The 19207-nt window shown below is 73.6% G+C and carries 14 protein-coding genes; 12 read left to right on the forward strand and 2 right to left on the reverse strand.

Translation table 11 applies throughout. From position 1 onward, the window contains the following. The first annotated feature begins 17 nt into the window (after positions 1-17). Positions 18-1559 carry an FAD-dependent monooxygenase gene (locus tag AB0O28_RS13330; protein WP_363639610.1) on the forward strand — a complete coding sequence of 514 codons (1542 nt, stop codon included), beginning with the start codon at positions 18-20 and terminating at the stop codon, positions 1557-1559. 155 nt (positions 1560-1714) lie between these two features. Then, positions 1715-1987 carry a WXG100 family type VII secretion target gene (locus AB0O28_RS13335; RefSeq protein WP_169986113.1) on the forward strand — a complete coding sequence of 91 codons (273 nt, stop codon included), beginning with the start codon at positions 1715-1717 and terminating at the stop codon, positions 1985-1987. A gap of 94 nt (positions 1988-2081) precedes the next feature. Here the strand turns inward: AB0O28_RS13335 and AB0O28_RS13340 are convergent, their stop codons facing one another. Both AB0O28_RS13340 and AB0O28_RS13345 read right to left on the reverse strand, forming a co-directional pair. After that, the gene (locus AB0O28_RS13340; RefSeq protein WP_363639612.1) at positions 2082-3335 is read right to left on the reverse strand and encodes a hypothetical protein; all 1254 of its coding nucleotides are present in this window, start codon (positions 3333-3335) and stop codon (positions 2082-2084) included. Positions 3336-3372: 37 nt separating this feature from the next. Next, positions 3373-8178: an FtsK/SpoIIIE domain-containing protein gene (locus tag AB0O28_RS13345; RefSeq protein WP_363639614.1), complete on the reverse strand. Its 4806-nt coding sequence runs from the start codon at positions 8176-8178 to the stop codon at positions 3373-3375. Between the two features lie 520 nt (positions 8179-8698). Between AB0O28_RS13345 and AB0O28_RS13350 the strand changes: the two genes are divergently transcribed. The 10 genes from AB0O28_RS13350 to AB0O28_RS13395 all read left to right on the forward strand — a co-directional run bounded on the left by AB0O28_RS13350 (position 8699) and on the right by AB0O28_RS13395 (position 19122). Beyond that, positions 8699-9382, forward strand: a complete 684-nt coding sequence (locus AB0O28_RS13350) for a hypothetical protein (protein WP_363639616.1) — start codon at positions 8699-8701, stop codon at positions 9380-9382. A gap of 1 nt (position 9383) precedes the next feature. Further along, complete coding sequence (locus tag AB0O28_RS13355; protein WP_363639618.1) at positions 9384-10172, forward strand: hypothetical protein; 789 nt, start codon at positions 9384-9386, stop codon at positions 10170-10172. Beyond that, the gene (locus tag AB0O28_RS13360) at positions 10169-11488 is read left to right on the forward strand and encodes an ATPase, T2SS/T4P/T4SS family (protein WP_363639620.1); all 1320 of its coding nucleotides are present in this window, start codon (positions 10169-10171) and stop codon (positions 11486-11488) included. Before AB0O28_RS13355 ends, AB0O28_RS13360 begins: the two co-directional genes overlap by 4 nt. Beyond that, entirely contained in the window at positions 11485-12453 is a 969-nt protein-coding gene (locus AB0O28_RS13365; protein WP_363639622.1) for a type II secretion system F family protein, read from the forward strand. The genes AB0O28_RS13360 and AB0O28_RS13365 overlap by 4 nt, the downstream gene beginning before the upstream one ends. Before the next feature lie 129 nt (positions 12454-12582). Beyond that, positions 12583-13638, forward strand: coding sequence for a type II secretion system protein (locus AB0O28_RS13370; RefSeq protein ID WP_363639624.1), 1056 nt, complete (start codon positions 12583-12585; stop codon positions 13636-13638). Then, on the forward strand, positions 13638-13895 hold the full coding sequence (locus tag AB0O28_RS13375; RefSeq protein WP_363639626.1) for a hypothetical protein: 258 nt from the start codon (positions 13638-13640) through the stop codon (positions 13893-13895). The genes AB0O28_RS13370 and AB0O28_RS13375 overlap by 1 nt, the downstream gene beginning before the upstream one ends. Next, complete coding sequence (locus AB0O28_RS13380) at positions 13840-14532, forward strand: TadE family protein (RefSeq protein WP_363639628.1); 693 nt, start codon at positions 13840-13842, stop codon at positions 14530-14532. Before AB0O28_RS13375 ends, AB0O28_RS13380 begins: the two co-directional genes overlap by 56 nt. Positions 14533-14567: 35 nt before the next feature. Next, positions 14568-14933 (forward strand): TadE/TadG family type IV pilus assembly protein, encoded by a 366-nt coding sequence (locus AB0O28_RS13385; RefSeq protein ID WP_363639630.1) that lies wholly within the window; start codon positions 14568-14570, stop codon positions 14931-14933. Positions 14934-15205: 272 nt separating this feature from the next. Beyond that, on the forward strand, positions 15206-15607 hold the full coding sequence (locus tag AB0O28_RS13390; protein ID WP_363639632.1) for a pilus assembly protein TadG-related protein: 402 nt from the start codon (positions 15206-15208) through the stop codon (positions 15605-15607). Positions 15608-15786: 179 nt separating this feature from the next. Beyond that, the gene (locus AB0O28_RS13395; RefSeq protein WP_363639634.1) at positions 15787-19122 is read left to right on the forward strand and encodes a hypothetical protein; all 3336 of its coding nucleotides are present in this window, start codon (positions 15787-15789) and stop codon (positions 19120-19122) included. Positions 19123-19207: the final 85 nt, after the last annotated feature.

Consider the following 19207-nt stretch of genomic DNA (forward strand, 5'->3'; position numbering starts at 1 on the left):
CGAGCAAGGGAGAACACGTGATCACCGATGTCGTCATCGCCGGCGGCGGCCCGAACGGGCTGATGCTGGCCTGCGAGCTGAGCCTGGCAGGGGTCCGGCCGGTCGTGCTGGAGCGGCTGCCGGAGATGAGCGAGGAACCGAAGGCGAACGGGCTGCTCGGCCAGGTCGTGAGGGTGCTCGACCACCGGGGGCTGCACGAACGTCTCAGCGGCAGCCCGGCGCCGCCGCAGCCGAACTCCGCGTACGTCATGTTCGGCGCGCTCGGCCTGGACTTGAGCCTGCTGGAGGACAGCCCCGTTTACGCCCTGCCGGTGCCGCAGCGGCGCATCGTGCAGGTCCTGCAGGAGCGCGCCGTCGAACTGGGCGTGGAGATCCGGCGGGGACACGAGATCGTCGGTGTGTCCCAGGACGACGACGCGGTCACCGTCGATGTCGCGAACCCCGGCGGGACCTACCGGCTGCGGGCCCGGTACCTCGTCGGCGCGGACGGAGCACACAGCGCCACCCGTAAGCTCTCCGGCATCGGGTTCCCCGGCGTCACCTATGACCGGATGACCGTCTACTCGGCACATGTGAACCTTCCGGCGGACTGGGTCGATCCCGCGACCGGCGCGCTGAACGTGCCCGGCTACGGCGCTGTTCTGCCGTTCCTGCCCCACCGCACGGAGCACGGCGGGTTCTCCTACGCGCCGATGCCCGGTCACCCGCCGCTGGTCAGCACCACGGAGTGGGACCTGCCCGGGGACGACGCCCCGATGAGCCTCGACGTGTTGCGGACGAGCATCCGCCGCGTGCTCGGCGTCGACGTGCCGCTGGGCGCGCCCGACGGCCCGGGGCCGCACGTGCTGCGCCGGCTGACCGGCGGTAACACCCGGGTCGCCGACCGGTTCGCCGACGGCCGGGTATTCCTGATCGGCGACGCCGCCCACGTGTACGCCGCGACCGGGGGAGGACCCGGGCTCAACCTCGGCCTGCAGGACGCGGTCAACCTCGGCTGGAAACTCGCCGCCGTGATCCGCGGCGGCGCTCCGCCGGGACTGCTGAACAGCTACGAGGCCGAGCGACGGCCCGCCGCCCACCGCATGATCCTCAATGCGCAGGCGCAGGCGGCCCTGATAGCCCCCGGCGATGACGTCACCGGACTGCGCGAGCTGTTCACCGAGCTGCTCCGCGACCGAAGCACCGTGCGGCGCCTCGCCGAACTCGTCGCCGGCGCCGACGTCCGCTACGAGATGGGCGAACCCGAGGCGCATCCGCTGGTCGGCCGGTTCGCGCCGGACCTGGAACTGCACACTTCGGCCGGGCCGGTCCGGCTGGCCGAGCTGACCAGAACCGCACGCCCCCTGCTGCTCGACCTGACCGGCCGAGCGTCGCTGGCGCAGACGCTCGATCTGCGGCACGACCACGTCGATATCGTCACCGCGCGCCCCCAGGGTCCGGCGCCCACCGCACTGCTCCTTCGCCCGGACTGCTACGTGGCCTGGGCATCCGCGTCACCCGAACCGGATCCCACGGAGGTCGAAGCGCTTCGGGCGGCCCTGCGGCGATGGTTCGGGTGACGCAGGCTTTCCGGACGTTAGGAAAAAGCGGAATGGAGCGGTGGAAAAGCCAGAATCTCCCCGGCTTTGATATAGCCGCTCGGCATAAGGGGTTCACATGATTGACAAAGGATTTACGGTGAGGGCGGCCCCTTTGTCGATGAAGGAGTGACTGGATGAGTAACAGCTTGCTCGGCGGCGACCCCGCGGAGATGCAGGGCATGGCCGCGCAGTTCAGCCAGCAGGCGGACCAGGTTCGCGCCACGATGGCCAACCTCGATCGTGAGGCGGCCAAGGTCGGCACCGCCTGGACCGGCCCCGGCGCGCAGCGCTTCCACGACGCCTGGCAGAGCTATCGGGCGGCGTTCCAGCGCATGGCAGAAGAGCTCAACGAGGCCTCCCGAGTCATCACGACCTACCGCGGCAACATCGAGTCCGCCACCCGCTGATAGCCACCCCGTGGCCTCGGGCCGCCGGATCGTCATGCGTGTCATGGCGTCCGGCGGCCTTTTGGTGGTGAGGACCGGTGCTACCGGCGCTCGCTCAGCCTTCCTCGTCGCGTTCCTCGTCGTTCCCGCGCCGACGGAGCGCTCGCTCGGCGATCCCGCTGGAGAGCTTGTCCGTCACCGATCGGGCCCGGCCGAGGGTCTCGTTGCCGAGGTGCCTGGCGGCGTCGACGCCCTCTGCTCCTGTCTCGAGCACCTTGTCCCTCACCTCCGCGGCCGCGTCCACCCACCGTCGCGCTTCCAGTGACCGCCGGCCGCGCTCGATGCCGAGCCGCCCGTGGAAGTCGACGACGGCGATCGCGACACGGTCGCTCGAACGCACCACAGCCCGGGACGCGGCCGGGTGCAGCAGCACCTTCGCGTTGGCCGTGCCGGCGGCCGCCTCCATGCGGGCCATCAGACGCTCGGTGCTCCGCGCGATGAGGTCCAGCCGGTTCTGCCGGGCGGCCCGAAGCCCGAGGCGATGCCGATCCAGCTCCTCCGGAGCCGCGTCCAGCACCCGGTCGAGTTCGAGCACGGCGATCGCGTCCTGCAGTTGGAAGCATCGAGCCAGAACGGCGAGCCACTCCTGCACCTTGGACTCGGCTTCCCTGGACGCCTTGGCGAGATCACCGATCTTGCTCTTGTCCTCCATCTTCCCCGCGAGCGCGTCGAGTTGCCGCAACACGTACGCCTGGGTCCGTGCGATCGTCACCGACGTGGCCTGCACCTTCGACCACGTCACCTCGGAGACCCGGCCCACCTGCTCGCGGATGGTCATGGCCTCCTCGACCACGAGGTCCACTCCGATCATGTCCGCCAGCACCGCGTCCTTCTGGGCGCGGAGCACGTCTTCGACCTTCTCGTCGATCGCGGCGAGATAGTCGGTGATCTCGTCCATGGTCTGCCGCATGGCGAGCTGCGCCATGATCCCCGCGGCGCCGGCCAGAAGCGCCGGGTTGGCCAGAAGCGATCCGGGCCCCTTCGCGAATTCGACGAATCCCTTTATCTGGCCCTTGTTCCCCTTCAGCACGCCGGAACTGAGACCGGACTTCGCGCCTTTCCTCAGCCCGTACTTGTCGACAAGCTGCGCGGACTCCTTGGTCAGCTGCACCCAGCGACCTGAGTTGGCGGCAATCTTGGAACCCGCCTGTGCGGCTCCGGCCCCGGTTTTGAGCACAGATCCGAGCCGTTGCAGTCCGAGGTCCTTCGACGGCAGTCCCTCGGAGACCAGGAAGCGTTCGACGGCCGCCGGATCTCCGATGACCGCCAGTCCGTCGCCGTCACTAATCAGCTGAATCTCGTCATCCATCATCGGCTCCTTAAGAGTGGGCAGGCAGGCGGGGATGTCAGTCCGGCACCGCGGCCTGGATCGGGGTCGCGGTGCCCGAGACGACCAGCAGACCTCGCCCGGGAGGCCCGCCGACCGCGCCGCGCGGCAGCCGTACGGCGAACAGGTCCCCGTCGGCGGGGCTCTGCACGTTGAGCAGCAGACCGGTCCTGCCCTTGCGCGCCTCGGCCGCGAACCCCCGGTAGGCCGTCGCCAGGTCGCCCGTGGCCCCCGCGACGAGCAGGCCGTGCTCACCGTCCCTGCCGGTGCGCAGGATCTCGTCCAGGGCCAGGCCGAGGGCGGAGTCCGGCGAGATGAGTTCCGCGTCGTCCACGGCCACCACGTAGCGCTCGTGCCCGGCGACCAGCGCCAGCGGGTCGAGCGCGCCCGGCAGGCCGCCGAAGTCGTCGGTGCCGCCCCCGCTCACGCTTCTGGCGTTGCCGTCCAACACCGCGAGCACCCCGGGCGTCCCCGCGAGGTCGCGTAGCGGGCTGCGGCGCGGGGTCACGACGAGCACGGGCGTGCCCCGGTCGAGGAGCGATCGCGCCGCGGTGACGAGCGCGGACGACCGTCCGGAACGCGGCGGCCCGGCGATCACCGCGGCCGGGCCCTGGCCCTGCAGGTCCACGCCCATCGGGGCGAGGGCGTCGCCGCCCGCCCCGAGCAGCGCCCACAGAGCCGACGGCGGCTGGTGCGAGGGGGCCAGGTCGAGCGCCTGGCCGGCCGTGATCCGCATCGGCAGCGCGTCCACCCGCAGCGGCGGCTCCGACGGCCAGGCCCACTCCCCGGGGGTGTCCGAGCCGCCGAAGCGCGCGGCCGCCGTACGGGCGAGCTCCTGCAGGACGGCCACCTGCGCGGGGCCGGATGGGTCGTCGCACAGCAGCGCGATCTGGCTCTCCGCCAGGCCGTGCTCGCCGACGGCCAGGGCCCTGCCCGGGGGCATCGAGCTCGGCAGGTCGCGCATCGGCAGCCCGGCCAGCCCGTAGTCGGCGGGGTCGGCGAGGCGCAGCACGAGCCGGTCCTCGAAGACGGTCGAGATCTGCCCGAGCAGGCCCGACCGGTCGGCGGTGACCACGGCCCGCAGCCCCACGGCCGGTCCCTCCCGCAGCAGCTGGAGCATGGCGTCGACCAGCCGCCCGTAGTCGTAGTTCTCGAACGCGGCGACGTACCCCTCCCAGCGGTCGACGAGCAGCACCATCCAGGGCAGCGCGCCCACGCCCGTGCGATCGCGGGCGGCCCGCGACCTGGCGGCGGCGCGCGCCTCGGCCAGCGAGGCGTACCCGGCCTCGGCCAGCAGGTGCTGGCGGCGCCCGACCTCCGCGCGCAGCCGGGTCAACAGCCGCTCCATCCGGTCGAGCTGGTCGCGGGTGACCACCGCGCCGCAGTGCGGCAGCGCGACGAGCGGCAGCAGCGCGCCCGACCCGCAGTCGACGGCGTGGACGTGCACGTCCTCCGGAGAGGCGCCGGCCGCGATCGAGCCCGCGATCGTCCGCAGCGCGCTGGAGCGGCCGCTGCGCGCGCCGCCCGCGATCAGCAGGTGGCCGCCGTGCCGCATGTCCAGCGCGAGCGGGCGCCTGCCCTGCTCCCACGGCAGGTCCGTCACGCCGAACGGCAGCGGCGGCACCTCCTCGAACCCCGGCCGGTACGGCGCGGCGCCCGCGAGCATGTCACCGGGAGAGTCCGCGGCCCCGACATCGAGGACGACCTGCTCGGGCAGCGGCGGCAGCCACGGGCTCGGCTGCCGGGGCAGGTCGCTGCCGGCTTCCCGCAACGCGTCCACGAGCAGGGCCAGGTCGGTGCCGTCCGCGGCCTGGGCGGGCGGGGCGGGCAGCGGGTGGCCGAGCGCCTGCCAGGGCAGGTCGAGGACGCGGACGTCCTCCCCGGCGTCGGCGGCCCGCGCGCCGGGGGTCCCTGTGCCGGGGGTGCCTGTGCCGGGGGTGCGCGGCTGAGGAGTGCGCGGCTGAGGAGTGCGCCCGCCGATCCTGGCCGTCTGCACGGCGACCGGCGCCCCGGAGCCCGCCCGGACGTAGCAGCGGCCGGGCGTCGTCCGCGAGATGTGCGCGGCGTCCGGCACGTCGATGACGTCGGAGGACTCGGTGGCGTCGGTGACCCGCAGCGCGATCCTGAGCGAGGTGTTGGCCTGGATGTCGGCGGTCACCACGCCGCCGGGCCGCTGGGTGGCGAGGATCAGGTGGATGCCGAGCGAGCGGCCCCTGCGCGCGATGTCGACCAGCCCCTCGACGAAGTCGGGCAGCTCCGTGACCAGGGCGGCGAACTCGTCGATGATCAGCACGAGCCGGGGCAGCGGCGGCAGGTCCTTGCTCCCCGCGCTCTCCGGCACCGGCGCGGCGAAGATGCCGCCGCCGCGCGCCCGCCGGACGCCGCCCGCGCCGAGCACCCAGGTGGCGCCGCGCGCCCGCTGGTAGTCCTCGATGTCCTTGGCCCCCGCGTCCAGCAGCAGGCGCTCCCTGCGCCGGATCTCGGCGGCCAGGGACGACAGGGCGCGCTGGGTCAGGTGGCCGTCGAGGTCGCTCACCATGCCGACCGTGTGCGGGAGCCGTACGCACTCCTTGAAGGCGGCGCCGCCCTTGTAGTCGATGAGCACGAACGTCATCTCGTCGGGCCGGTTGGCCACGGCGAGCGAGCAGATCAGCGTCTGGAGCAGCTCGGACTTGCCCGCGCCGGTCGTGCCGGCGACCAGGGCGTGCGGCCCGTCCCTGCTCAGGTCCACCTCGAACGGCCCGTCCGGTCCCACACCGATCAGGGCCCTGGTCGTACGGCCCTGCCGCTCGGTCAGCGCTGCGGGGTCGAGGGGCACCTCCAGCAGGTCGAGCAGGCGGACCGCGTCGGGCAGGGCGGCCGAGGGGTCGTCGCGGCTCACGTCGCGCAGCGGGGCCAGCGCGCGGGCCAGGCGCTCGGCCCAGGACGGCGAGACCCGGTCGGCGCGGATGCCGGTGAGCGGGTCGAGCCCGCCGCCGTGCAGGCGGACCCCGCCGTCGCGATCGCAGGACACGACCGTCGCGCACTCCTCGGGCAGCAGCCGCTCGTCGTCGTCGAGGGCGATCGTGTAGACCCCGGCACGCGGGCCCTGCCGCAGCACCTGCGGCATGCCGGGAAGGCCGCGCAGCACCTGAGCGCCGTCGAGCACCACGAGCACGTCGAACGGCCGCTCGTCGTAGGTCGCGAAGGCCGGCTCGGCGGGCCGGTTACCGCTCGGGCTTCCCAGGTCGTCCCAGCCCGCGGGGCCGCCGGACAGGCGGGCGCCGCGCGGCACCCCCGGGTAGGGCCCCGAGCCGTTCTCGGCGTCGAGCCGTTCGGTCACCAGGGCGGCGAGCTCGGCGACCCGGCGGGCGGCGGCCTCGGGATCGGCGCCGACGAGCGCGGCGCAGTCGGACGACAGGGCGCCGCCGCGGGCGGCGTCCGGCGCGCAGTGCGGCAGCCAGCGCACCCAGCCCCACTGACGGGCGCCGTCGGCGTTGGCGGACAGCACCACGATGGCCAGGTCGCGCGGGCTGTGCAGGGCGGCGGCCTGGCCGACGAGCCAGCGCGCGCAGCCGAGCGCCGCGTCTCTGGGGCCGGTGAGCCCGGCCACGCCGAGACGCCGCATGACGAGCGCGACCGGGACGTCGTGGCAGGTGGGCGGCTCCCGGCGCGGCACATCCTGGGGCGTGCCGCTCTCGGGCTCGAACTCCAGGTCGGCGGGCAGGTCGGCCAGCCCGATGCGCAGCCGCAGCGCGTCGCGGTCGTGCACGCGGCGCTCCCACAGGCGGCGGCGCGGGCCGGTCGCGGTCAGCAGCACCTCGGCCGGGTCGGGCGCGCCGCCGCGCCTGGCCTCCTCGTCCTGCCGCACCGCGCGGGCCACCTCCTCCTCGAAGGCGGCCATCCGCTCCCGGTACGCCTTGACCGCCCGGCGGTGCTTCTTCTTGCCGTGCCTGCGGTCGCTCACCCACTGGCCGATCATGATGAGCGGCGTCATGAACGCGACCAGCAGGTAATACCAGGTGCGGGTGACAACGGCCATGACCACGCCGAGGACGGCGGGCAGCATCGCGGCCAGCAGTTGCAGCCGCATGCCCTCGCCCCGCTTCGGCTCGGCGGGGACGGTGAACCGCCGCTGCCGCTCCGGCCGCTGCAGGCGCGGCGGGCGGTTGTAGGCGAGCCCGCCGTCAGGCAGCGCGTCGAGGTGGGCGTCCGGCGGCAGGACCGGCCCCAGAGCGAACACGGAGCCGCCGCAGGCGAGCATGCCCCCGGCGGGCCACGGCGCCGCCTTCGTGAGCGGCTCGCCCTCCAGCCGGGCCACCGGGTCGCCCCCGGAGACCGCGGGTTCCACGGTGGCCGTGCCGGGGCCGATCCGGACCACGACCGCGACCGGCGGCATCCGCGGATCGGGCACGGAGACCGCGCAGGCGGGGTCGGCGCCGATCGCGTGGGCGCCGAGCCCGATCCGGTGGACGGTCCCCGCGCCGGGCCCGCCCACCACCCGCAGCTCCGCCGGGCCCGCCGGCTCCTCGGTCACCGTGGCCGCCGCGGCGTATCCGTCCAGGGCCACCAGGTCGCCATCCCTGAGCAGGCCGAACACGGGAGCGTCCGGGTCGATCGGCCGGCCGTCGACCCACAGCTTCACCTCACCGGACGGCCGGGCCTGCCGATCCCCCCGGTCCAGGTCGTACGGCGCGCGGGCGTGCGGGAGCCGTACGACGTTGGCGGGCCGGGCGGAGGCGCCGTCGAGGGTGGCGGCGAGGACGGCGGCCGTGGTGCTCTCGTCGCCCTCGACCAGTACGTCGCGGCGGCCGTCCTCGCTGACCACGGTGAGCGTTATCCGCATGCGCGAACTCCCAGAAGGCGGTTGTGCGACGGCCTCGCGGAAAGCGTTTCATCCCGGGACGTTCCCGTGAAGATCTCCCCCGTGAAGATCTGGGGTGTGCGGGCGCGGTGGCCCGCGGGGACACCGTAGCCGCGCGGGCCGCGCTCATCTGCGCGTTTCCCGGAATAGGTAAAGCCGTCTGTCATCGCGCCCTTCGACGACGCCGTCGTGACATGCCTTCCGCGTATGACTTCCGCCCGCCATGGCACGAACGGTGTGAATGCTGTGACAACCGGGAAAGAAGTGTAAACGTACTATCACGAAATGCCGTAAGAGTAAAGCCTTGTGTTGATATGGCGATAGATCCACTCCCGTTGACAGGCGTATTCCTAACGGATAAGCATGGGTCGCCGCTTCACGGCACTTATGGCGGCGCGAGCTGGCCATAATGGAGTGAATTCGCAACAACCAGCACGACCATAAATAGATTCGAGCGGCCCGAAAACAGATGGGCGCCCTCATCCCTGGGAGTCCCCCACCCATGAGGATCAGCGAGAAGACGTCGCAGGACGGCCGGGCAGACGTACGGCCGGGCCTGTCCGGGCCGTCCTCACGGAAGCTGCCCGTCCCGCCGAGGGAGCGCAAACCCGCGCTCGCCGCGCTCGCCGTCCTCCTCATCCTGGGCGGTGCGCTGGCCACCACGCTGCTGGTCATGCGCAGCGGCGACCGCGTCTCGGCCGTGCAGATCACCCAGCAGGTGGGTGCCGGGCAGCTCATCCCGGTGTCCGCGATGCAGGAGGTGCAGATCGCCGACACCGGTGTCGACTACGTCCCCTACCGGTTCAGGGATCAGGTGGCCAAGACCTACGCCGCGGTGACGCTGCTGCCGGGCACGCTGCTCACCCAGCGGATGACCGCCACGGGATCCGACCAGGTCGGGCCGGGCAAGGCCAAGGTCGGCCTCTCGCTCAAGGCCGGCCAGATGCCCACCGACCTCAAATGGAGCGACGTCGTCCAGGTGATCTACGTGCCCGCGGCCGGCCGGGGGTCCGCCACCGCCCAGCAGAAGGTGCTGGCGACCGCCGCCCGCGTGGTGAGCGCCTCTCCCGGGCGGTCCGGCGGCGGGCTGGTCACGGTCGTCGTCGACACGTCGATCGCGCCCGCCATCGCCCAGTACGCGTCCAGCGGCGAGATCGCCCTCGTCACGCTTCCGGGGGTCAAGTGACGTGGCGCTGATCGTGCTCGCCGCCGACAAGGGGGCGCCCGGCGTGACCACCGCGGCGACCGCCCTCGGCGCCGTGTGGCCCCGCCCGGTGCTGCTGGCCGAGTGCGACCCCTCCGGCGGCGACCTCGCCTACCGCCTGCCCGGCGAGGACGGGAGCGTGCTGAACCCCGGGCGCGGCCTGCTCAGTCTCGGCGCGGTGGCACGACGCGGGCTCCACGCCGAGCTGATCTACGAGCACACGCAGCGGCTCGTCGGCGGCCTCGACGTGCTGACCGGCCTGACCAACGGCGAGCAGGCGGCCGGCCTCACCTGGCTGTGGGGCCCGCTCGGCCGGGCGTTCGCCGCCCTGCCGCAGGCCGACGTGCTCGCCGACTGCGGCAGGCTCGGGCTGCACCCCCAGACCGGCGACCTGGTGGCCGAGGCCGACCAGGTGGTGCTGTTCACCCGGGCCAGCCTCGACCACGTCGCCCACCTGCGTGAACGGCTGGCGCTCATCGGGCGGAAGGTCGGGATCGTGGTGATCGCCGACCCCCGGTCGTACCGGTCGTCGCTGGAGGAGATCCGGCGCATCGTCTCGGGCTGGGACGTCGCCTTCGTCGGCGGTCTCGCGTACGACCCGAAGGGCGCCGAACTGCTGCGCGGCCAGTGGGGCGGGCGGCTCGACCGCAGCCTCCTGATCCGTACGGCCAGGGAACTGGCGACGCGCCTGGCCGCACAGCTGGGCACGGGCGATGAGACGGCGGCGCGGTCCGCCGCCGCGGCGAGGGGAAAGCCGGAGGTGCGCTCGTGAACTCCCAGCGGCGGCCGATCGACCACGGTCTGGTGAAGCGGTTCCGGCAGGAGGTCGGCGACCGGCTGGCGCACCAGCGGCGGCTCGACCAGGCGAGCGGCCTGCCGCCGATGTCGGGGGAGGACGAGCGGCAGTTCGCCCGCGCGCTGATCGCGCAGGTGCTTGAGGAGCACGCGCGCAGTGAGATCGGCGTCGGGCGCACCCCGCCCACGGCCGAGGAGGAGGAGGCGCTGGCGGCGGGCATCCACGCCGCGCTGTTCGGCGTCGGCCGTCTCCAGCCGCTGCTCGACGATCCCGAGGTCGAGAACATCGACATCAACGGCTGCGACCGGGTCTTCGTCGGCTACGCCGACGGCCAGGAGCTCATGCAGGATCCCGTCGCGGACTCCGACGAGGAGCTCGTCGAGCTGATCCAGATCCTCGCGGCGTACTCGGGCCTGTCGTCGCGGCCCTTCGACACCGCCAACCCGCAGCTCGACCTGCGCCTGCCGGACGGCTCCCGCCTGTCGGCCGTCATGGACGTCACCGTGCGGCCGGCGCTGTCGATCCGCCGCGCCCGCCTCGGCAAGGTGTTCCTCAGCGACCTCGTCGGGAACGGCACGCTCACGCCCGAGGTGGGCCGGTTCCTCACGGCCGCCGTGGCCGCGCGCAAGAACATCATGATCGCGGGGTCGACGAACGCGGGGAAGACGACCCTGCTGCGGGCGCTGGCCAACGAGATCCCGCCGCACGAGCGGCTGATCACCGTCGAGCGCGCGCTGGAGCTGGGGCTGGACCAGTTCCCCGAGCTGCACCCGAACGCCGTGGCCTTCGAGCACCGCCTGCCCAACGCCGAGGGGCAGGGCGAGATCACGATGGCCGAGCTGGTGCGGCGGTCGCTGCGCATGAACCCCTCGCGCGTGATCGTCGGCGAGGTGCTGGGCGACGAGATCGTCACGATGCTCAACGCGATGACCCAGGGCAACGACGGGTCGCTGTCGACGATCCACGCCAACTCCAGCATGGAGGTGTTCAACCGCATCGCGACGTACGCGTTGCAGGCCGAGGAGCGGCTGCCGATCGAGGCCACCCACATGCTGATCGCCGGGGCCATCGACTTCGTGGTGTTCATCGAGAAGCGCAACGACTATCACCGGGGAGGCACCCTGCGCCGCTACGTGTCCAGTGTGCGGGAGGTCACGGGCTGCGACGGGCGCGTGCTGTCCTCGGAGGTGTTCGCCATGGCGGGCGACTATCTGGTGCCGCACGCCCCGATCTCCTGCGCGGACGAACTGGCCGCCCACGGGTACGACCCGGCGCGGGGAGCGTGGCGATGAACGGCCCGCCGGCCGGGCCGTCCGTGCTGCCGCCCGGGGTCCTCGACCCTCTGGCGCTGCTGGCCGGGGCCGTGGCGGGCGGCGGGCTCTTCCTGCTCGCCCTGGCCCTGTACGGCGTGCGCCCCCGCCCGGCCGCGCCCGACGGCAGGGCCCGGCGGATGCGCCTGCTGCGCACCCTGTCCACGCGCTCGGCGATCGCGGCGGTGACGGGTGTCGTGGTGCTCGTGGTGACCGGCTGGCCGGTCATCGCGGCGGGAGCCGTACTGCTGGTCCTGGCCTGGCGGGGCTTCACCGGCGGCGCGGCGGAGGAACGGGCCGCCATGCGGCGCCTGGAGGGCCTGGCCGCGTGGACGGAGTCGCTGCGCGACACGATCGCCGGCGCGGCCGGCCTCGAACAGGCCATCCCCTCCTCGATCCGGGCGGCGGCCCCCATGCTGCAACCGCATCTGCGTGCCCTGGTCGACCGGCTGCACACGCGGATGCCGCTCGCCGACGCGCTGCGGATGTTCGCCGACGAGCTGGACGACCCCTCGGCCGACCTCGTGGTGGCGGCCCTGATCCTCAACTCGCGGCTGCGCGGGCCGGGTCTGCGTGACGTGCTGTCCGCCCTGGCGGTCTCGGCCCGCGAGGAGCTGGACATGCGCCGGCGCGTGGAGGCCGAGCGCAGGTCAACCCGCAAGAGCGTGCAGATCGTGGTCGGCACCGCCCTCGCCTTCGCCGCCGCGCTGGTCGTCTTCAACCGCTCGTACGTCGAGGAGTACAACTCCTACCTCGGCCAGGCCGTGCTGGTCGTGGTGGCGGGCCTGTTCGGCGCGGGGTTCGCCTGGATGCGGCGGCTCGCCCGCTTCGACAAGCCCGCCCGGATCCTCGCCCCCCACCACCGCGCCGCACCCCCCACCTCCACTGGGGTGGTCGTGCAGAAAATCGCGGGAAGGGGCGGTGAGCTGCTCCATGACCAGCCGTGATCTCGCAGTTCCTCGCAGCGGCGGCCCGCGACCTGCGGCCTCACCCTTCGTGTTCATGCGCGAAAACGCGCACGAGCCGCCTGCCAGGCGCGTCGTCGCATGTGATCTCGCAGGCGAGCGGAGATCGACGTGATCGAAACAGTGGTCTGCGGAGCGGTGCTCGGCCTCGGGCTCTTCCTGCTGGTGCGGGCGCTGTTCCCGCCCCGGCCCGGCCTGACCGCGCGGCTCGCCGCCCTCGACCAGGCCCGCGACGGCCAGGGTGTGCCGCGGGCGCCGCTGATCGCGCCGGAGGAGGACGTCAGCGAGTTCCGCCGTACGCTCGGCCTGCGGCTGGCCCGGTTCTACGCGGCCAGGGGATGGGAGGCGCGGTCGGTCAAGGCCGACCTGGCGCTGCTCGGCAAGTCGTTCGAGGGGTTCCTCGCGACCAAGCTGCTGCTCGGGGTCTCGGGCCTGCTGGCGTTCCCGATCCTCGTCGGCTGGCTCGCGCTGATGGGGTGGGGCGTCTCGGTGCAGGTGCCGCTCTGGTCGGCCCTCGTCGTCTGCGTGATCTTCTTCCTTCTGCCCGACGCGCAGATCCGGCGGGACGCCGCCGTACGGCGCCGGGACTTCCGGCACGCCGTGGGCGCCTTCCTCGACCTCGTCTCGATGAACCTGGCGGGTGGCCGGGGCGTCCCCGAGGCGCTGATGATGGCGGTCGCCGTGGGCAGTCCCGTCACCATGCCCGGGGCGCTGAACGGCGCCGCACACGGTGGGGTGCATGGTGGGGTGCACGGCGCCGCCGCCGCAGCCACCACCGCCGGCTCCGCAGCCGCGAACGGAGCCGCGAGCGGAGCCGGGCACGCCCCCGGCTCCAATTGGGCGATGGAGCGCATCCGCGAGGCGCTGGCGAACGCCAGGATCGTCGGCATCACTCCCTGGCAGGCCCTCGGCCAGCTCGGCGACGAGATCAACGTGGACGAGCTGCGGGACCTGTCGGCCGCGCTCGGGCTGGTGGCCGACGACGGCGCCAAGGTCCGTTCCTCCCTCACCGCCCGCGCCGCCACGCTGCGCCGCCGCGAACTCGCGGAGGTCGAGGGCAAGGCGGGCGAGCGGTCCCAGTCGATGCTCGTCGCCCAGCTCCTGCTGTGCGCGGGCTTCGTGATTTTCCTCAGTTTTCCCGCAGCCATGAAGATGTTGGGGGCCTGATGCTCTGGTTCCACTATTTGATCGCCGTGCTCCACGTACGGCTGGACCGCGCCAGGAAGGCCCCGTCCAGGGGAGCCTCGGCGGTCGAATGGGTGATCATCACCGCCATCATCGCCGGGGTCGCGCTCGGCCTGGCCACGCTGATCAGGCAACTGGTCGAGGAGCGGCAGGCCGACATTCAGAACAGCTTCAGTGGCGGCGGTGGCGGTGGCGGTGGCGGTGGCGGTGGCGGCGGCGGTGGCGGCGGCGGGGAGTGACGAGGACCGGGGACGTGGCGACCGTACGGGCATGGCGGCCATGCGCGGCCTGACGAGCGCGCACGCCCCGGCCGTCGTGCGGCACGCGAGCGTGCCGTACGGTCCCCGGCCGCGGCGAGCCGGCCGCGGCGAGCGGGCCGGATGGAGCAAGCGGGCCGAACGGGCCGGACGCGGCGAGCGGGCCGGATGGAGCAAGCGGGCCGAACGGGCCGGACGCGGCGAGCGGGACGTGCGACGCGAGCGGGGCGCCACGGTGATCGAGCTGGCCATGCTCATGCCGATCGTGCTCGCCGTCGTGCTGCTGATCGTTCAGGTGACGCTCTGGTTCCACGGCCGCCAGGTCGCCGACGCCGCCGCACGAGAGGGCGCGCGAGTCGCCCGCGCGGGCGGCTCCGACGGCTGGCAGGAGGCGGCCGAGGGCAAGGCGCGGCAGATCGTGCAGGCGATCGGACCGCAGTTGTTGAAGAACGCCCAGGCACAGGCGTGGGAGCAGGGTGACCAGCGCGGTGTGGAGATCACCGGCAGCGCCGTTCAGGTCGTGCCGCTCCTGCCCGAGACAACCTTCACGATCACGTCACGCTTCGGGGGGCCCATCGAGTGCTTCCGCCCCGACGACGGCTCGGACGGTTGCGAATGACCCGGACCCCGCCGCGCCCCCGGGAGCGCGGATCGATGACGGCCGAGACGGTCATGCTGGCCCCGATCTTTCTGCTCTTCCTGCTGTTCCTCGTCGGCGCGGGCCGTGTCGTGGAGGCGCAGGGAGAGGTCAACGGGGCCGCGCGGGACGCCGCCCGGGCCGCCTCCGTGCAGCGCACCGAGGCCGAGGCCGAGTCGGCCGCCAAGGAGGCCGCCGAGGCGGCGCTCTCCGGCGACTGCTCACCACAGGTCAGCATGTCCGGAACCGAGTGGGACATGGACGGCACGGTTCGGACGACCGTGACCTGTGAGCTGAACCTCGACTTCCTCGGGTTCGGCGCCACGAAGCAGATGTCGGGCACCTCGGTCGTGCCGCTCGAACGGTATCGGAGGGTGCAGTGATCGCCCCGCGTCGGTGCCCCGGTCCTGTGGCTGCGGGCTCTGTGGCTCCGGACTCTGTGGCTTCGGGCCGTACGGCTTCGGGCTCCGCGACGTCCGGCCGTGGGTGGCGTGGTCCCCGTGCCCGTGCCCGTGACCGTGTCCCTGTCCGCGGGCCGGCTCCGCGTCGCACCCGGGGAAGAGCGCCGGTGCCGCGCACCCACGTGAGGGCGCCGTCCCCGGTGAGGCGCGCGGCCCACTCGGCCGTACGCCGGGGACCGGGGGAGCGTGGCTCCATGTCGGTGTTCGTGGTCCTCTTCTCGGGGGTGGTGTTCCTGCTGGCCGGGCTGCTGGTGGACGGCGGGGCGGCGATGAACGCCCACCTGAAGGCCGCCGACATCGCCGAGCAGGCCGCTCGCGCCGCGGCCGACCAGATCGACGTCGAGACGCTGCGGGCCACCGGCCAGGTGCGGCTGCTCGCCGACGAGGGTGCGGTGTGCGGCGAGGCCGAGAAGATCACGGCGGACCAGGGGGCCGACGGCGTACGCATGACCGAGTGCACCGTGGGCGGCGGCGAGGCCGACGTCACCGTGGCGGTGTCGGTTCACTGGAACGCCTTCTTCCTGTCCGCGCTGGGCTTTGCCGGTTCCGACATGGAGGCCGAGGCCACGGCCGCTCCCGATGCGGGGGACGCGTGACGGGGACGCGGCCGCCCGGCGGGCGGCGGGAGGAGTTCCCCCGCGAGGCTCAGCGTGGGTCCGGGTGGGAGACCCAGCGGAGTTCCGGGCGTGGCGCGCAGCGGGATGTCGGAGGCGAGACCCCGGCCGGCGGGACGCACGGGCGGGGCCCGCGACCGCGTGCCGAGGGTCTGCCGTCGGTGCTGGGGCCGCAGCGGGCGCCGGAGCACTGGCACGACGACCAGCGGGCGGTACGGCTGAGGACCCGGCGCACGGCCGGGGACGTCCTCGCGGGTTTCGGGGCCCTGGTCGCACTGGCGGGCCTGGTGGGCGGCGTGCCGTACGCGCTGCTCCGGCTCGCGGGGCCGCCCATCAGCGGTGATCTGCTGAACGCGGACCTGTTCACCAGCCGCGTCGGCCCCGAGACGATCGTCGCGATTTTGATCCTCCTGGTGTGGCTGGCCTGGCTGCAGCTGTTCCTGTGCGTGATCGTCGAGGTCTACGCGGGGCTGCGGCGGGTCGGCATGCCGGCCCGGGTGCCGCTGTCGGGTGGCACCCAGGCGATCGCGAACCGCCTGGTCTCCGCCGTGCTGTTGCTGTTCACCGCGACCGCGGTGGCGGTGCCCCTCGCCCGCGCCGGTGCCCCTGCCCCGATACGCCCGCAGGTCGCGGCGCTGTCGGCGCCGGTGCCGCAGGCCGACGTGGAGCGACCGGCCCTGCACGCCAGGGAGGTCAAGAAGGTCTACGTGGTCCAGCCTCCGCACGGGCGCCATCACGAGAGCCTGTGGGAGATCGCGGAGAAGTGCCTGGGCGACGGGCGCCGCTACCCGGAGATCTACCGGCTCAACCAGCACAAGGAACAGCCCGACGGCAGTCGGCTGCACATGGCCGACCTCATCCGTCCCGGCTGGGTGCTCGACATGCCGGACGACGCCAGGAACGTCCACGTCGTGCCGGTCGACGAGGACCGGCCGGAGATCCTCAAGGAGCACCGGCACGCGCCCGCCGAACTCGACGGCGACACCCGGTATGCCGGAGGAGCAGCGACCGGCGGCGAAACCCACACCGACCGGCACACGACCGAGGACCGGCGCGCGACGCCGGATCCGCGTCCCACCGCCGATTCCCGCACCGCCGATTCCCGTACGGCCCTTCCCCGCACGGCCCATCCCCATACGGAGGGCACGACGGGAAGCGAGGGGGACACCACCCGGCCCGACCAGGGGACGGCCGACCCCGCCGAACGGCCGGGCGAGACCGCCAGGCCGGGCGACGCGGGCCGTGAGCGGGGCACGGTGACACCCGTGCCGGGAAAGCCCGGGGTCGTGCTGCCGCCGCCCGCGATGCCGCAGGACACCCCTTCGGCGGGCCACACCGGCGACACGACGGACACGCCCGCCGGCGGTCACGCGACGCGGACCCCGCGTCCGGTCACCACGACCACCGCCCAGCCCGCCGGCGACCAGGAGACCGCGCGGGAGACCCAGCGCACCGCGAGGCCCCCGGCGCAGGGGCGGTCCACGACGGAGGCCAAGGGGGAGGACACCACCGAGGCCACGCCGTCCGCGGGAGCGGGCGGACACCACAACGAGGAGACCGGGGAGCGGCACGGCGGGCCGGTCCTCGCCGACTACCTGGCGGCCTCGACACTGGCGGCGGCCGGGCTGCTGGCCCTGCTCGGCCGCAGGCGGCGCGAGCAGCTGTGGCGCCGGGCCTTCGGCCGGCGCATCGCCCGGCCGCGCGGAGACGCAGCCGAGGCCGAGGTCGCGATCCGCCTCGGCGCCGACGCCCCGGGCAGCCGCATGCTCGACATCGGCCTGCGCCTGCTCGGCCGCCTGCTGGCCGACTCCGGACGGCGCCCTCCGACGATCTACGCCGTCCACCTGTCCAACCGGGGGCTCGACCTGTGGATCCACCCGGCCGAACAGGACGCGCCGGAGCCGTGGGAGTCCTGCGACGACGGGCAGGTCTGGCGCCTCCCGGCCCACGAGGGACGCCGCATCGACGAACACACGCTGGCCGGGGCGCCCGCGCCCTACCCGGGGCTGGTCTCGCTCGGCACCGGGCAGGGCGGCCGCGTCCTGGTCGACCTGGAGGCCGCCCACGGCGTGATCGCCATCACCGGGGCGCACACCGTCGCCGCCCTGTCCGCGCTCGCCGTCGAACTGGCGACCAACAGGTGGTCCGACCGGATGCGCATCACGCTCGTCGGTTTCGGCGAGGAGCTGACCCTGCTCGCGCCCGAGCGGATCAGGACGGCGGGCAGCCTGGCCGAGGTGCTGCCCGAGTTCGAGGAACGCGCCCGATACGACGGCGACGTGCTGACCGGCCGCGTCCACAGCCGTGTGGCCGATCCCGCCTACACCCCGCACTACCTCCTGTCGGCCATCCGCCCCGACGAGGACGAGGCGCGCCGCCTGGCGCTGCTCGGCAAGGGCACGCGTACGGCCAGCGGCTTCGTGATCGCGGGCGAGGTGCCGCACGCCACCTGGACGTGGGAGGTCGGCGACGACGGCCGCACCCGTGTGGACGCCCTGGGCCTGGACATCGAGGCCCACCTGCTGCCGCGCCGGCACTACGACGCCGTGATCAACCTGTTCCGTACGGCACGGCAGCAGGAGGGCGAGCCGCTCACGCCGGTGATGGAGCGGCTCAGCGAGGAGCCGCCCTCGATCGAGGTGCGCATCCTCGGCCCGATCGAGATCAGCCCGGCGAACCCGCTGGAAGAGGGCCGTGCGGCCCTCGCCCACGAACTCGTCGTCTATCTGGCCACCCATCCCGAGGGGGTTCATCCGGCCGTGCTGGCCGGGGTGCTGTGGCCGCGCGGCGTGCAGCTCGCGGTGCGCGACGCCACGATCGCCAGGGTCGCCGAGTGGCTCGGGCGCGACTCCGAGGGACGCCCCCACCTGTTCGTCGACCGGTCCGGCCGGTTGCGGCTCGGGCCGGAGATCCGTACGGACTGGCGGCTGTTCCAGGACCTCGTACGGCAGGCAGGCGAATGGTCCGCCGCCGGCCCCGATGCCGCCGGCCCCGGCGACATGGAGGCCGAGCTGCTGGAGCGCGCGCTGACGCTGGTGCGCGGCCCGCTGCTGAACGGCAGGCCGCCCGACCGGTACGCCTGGCTGGCGGCCGACCCCCTGGAATTCGACGTCACGGCCTGGGTGGCGGACGCCGCCCACGCGCTGTGCGAGATGAGGCTGGCCCGCCACGATCCCCACGGCGCGGTGGCGGCGGTCCGGTCCGGGCTGCTGCTCGCCGCCGACGACGAAGGGCTGTGGCGCGACCTGCTGCGGGCGGCGCACGCCACCGGGGAGCCCGTCAGGTTGCGGGCGGTCGTCGACGGCCTGCTGCGCCGCGCGGCCTCCCATCCGTACGGCGGCGGGATGGCGCCCGAGACGGAGGCGCTCATCGACGAGCTGCTGCCCGACTGGCGCCGGACGGTCTCCCCCGACCTCAGAAACCCCGACCTCAGAAACCCCGGCCTCGCAACCCCGGGCCTCGTGAACCCGGACCTCAGAACCTCACGTCTCGCCTGACCGGAGCCCCAATGCCAGGGACGTCACCCCCCGAATCATGCCGATCCGCGCACAGCGCCGGCTCGTCGCGGGCCGCCGTTTCCGG

It is taken from the genome of Microbispora sp. NPDC088329 (assembly GCF_040685655.1).
Lineage (GTDB): Bacteria > Actinomycetota > Actinomycetes > Streptosporangiales > Streptosporangiaceae > Microbispora.

Excerpts from the sequence above, each read along its gene's own strand:
- AB0O28_RS13335 (WP_169986113.1), top strand. The coding sequence starts at position 1,715 with ATGAGTAACAGCTTGCTCGGCGGCGACCCCGCGGAGATGCAGGGCATG.
- AB0O28_RS13340 (WP_363639612.1), bottom strand. The coding sequence starts at position 3,335 with ATGGATGACGAGATTCAGCTGATTAGTGACGGCGACGGACTGGCGGTC.
- AB0O28_RS13345 (WP_363639614.1), bottom strand. The coding sequence starts at position 8,178 with ATGCGGATAACGCTCACCGTGGTCAGCGAGGACGGCCGCCGCGACGTA.
- AB0O28_RS13350 (WP_363639616.1), top strand. The coding sequence starts at position 8,699 with ATGAGGATCAGCGAGAAGACGTCGCAGGACGGCCGGGCAGACGTACGG.
- AB0O28_RS13365 (WP_363639622.1), top strand. The coding sequence starts at position 11,485 with ATGAACGGCCCGCCGGCCGGGCCGTCCGTGCTGCCGCCCGGGGTCCTC.
- AB0O28_RS13375 (WP_363639626.1), top strand. The coding sequence starts at position 13,638 with ATGCTCTGGTTCCACTATTTGATCGCCGTGCTCCACGTACGGCTGGAC.
- AB0O28_RS13385 (WP_363639630.1), top strand. The coding sequence starts at position 14,568 with ATGACGGCCGAGACGGTCATGCTGGCCCCGATCTTTCTGCTCTTCCTG.
- AB0O28_RS13390 (WP_363639632.1), top strand. The coding sequence starts at position 15,206 with ATGTCGGTGTTCGTGGTCCTCTTCTCGGGGGTGGTGTTCCTGCTGGCC.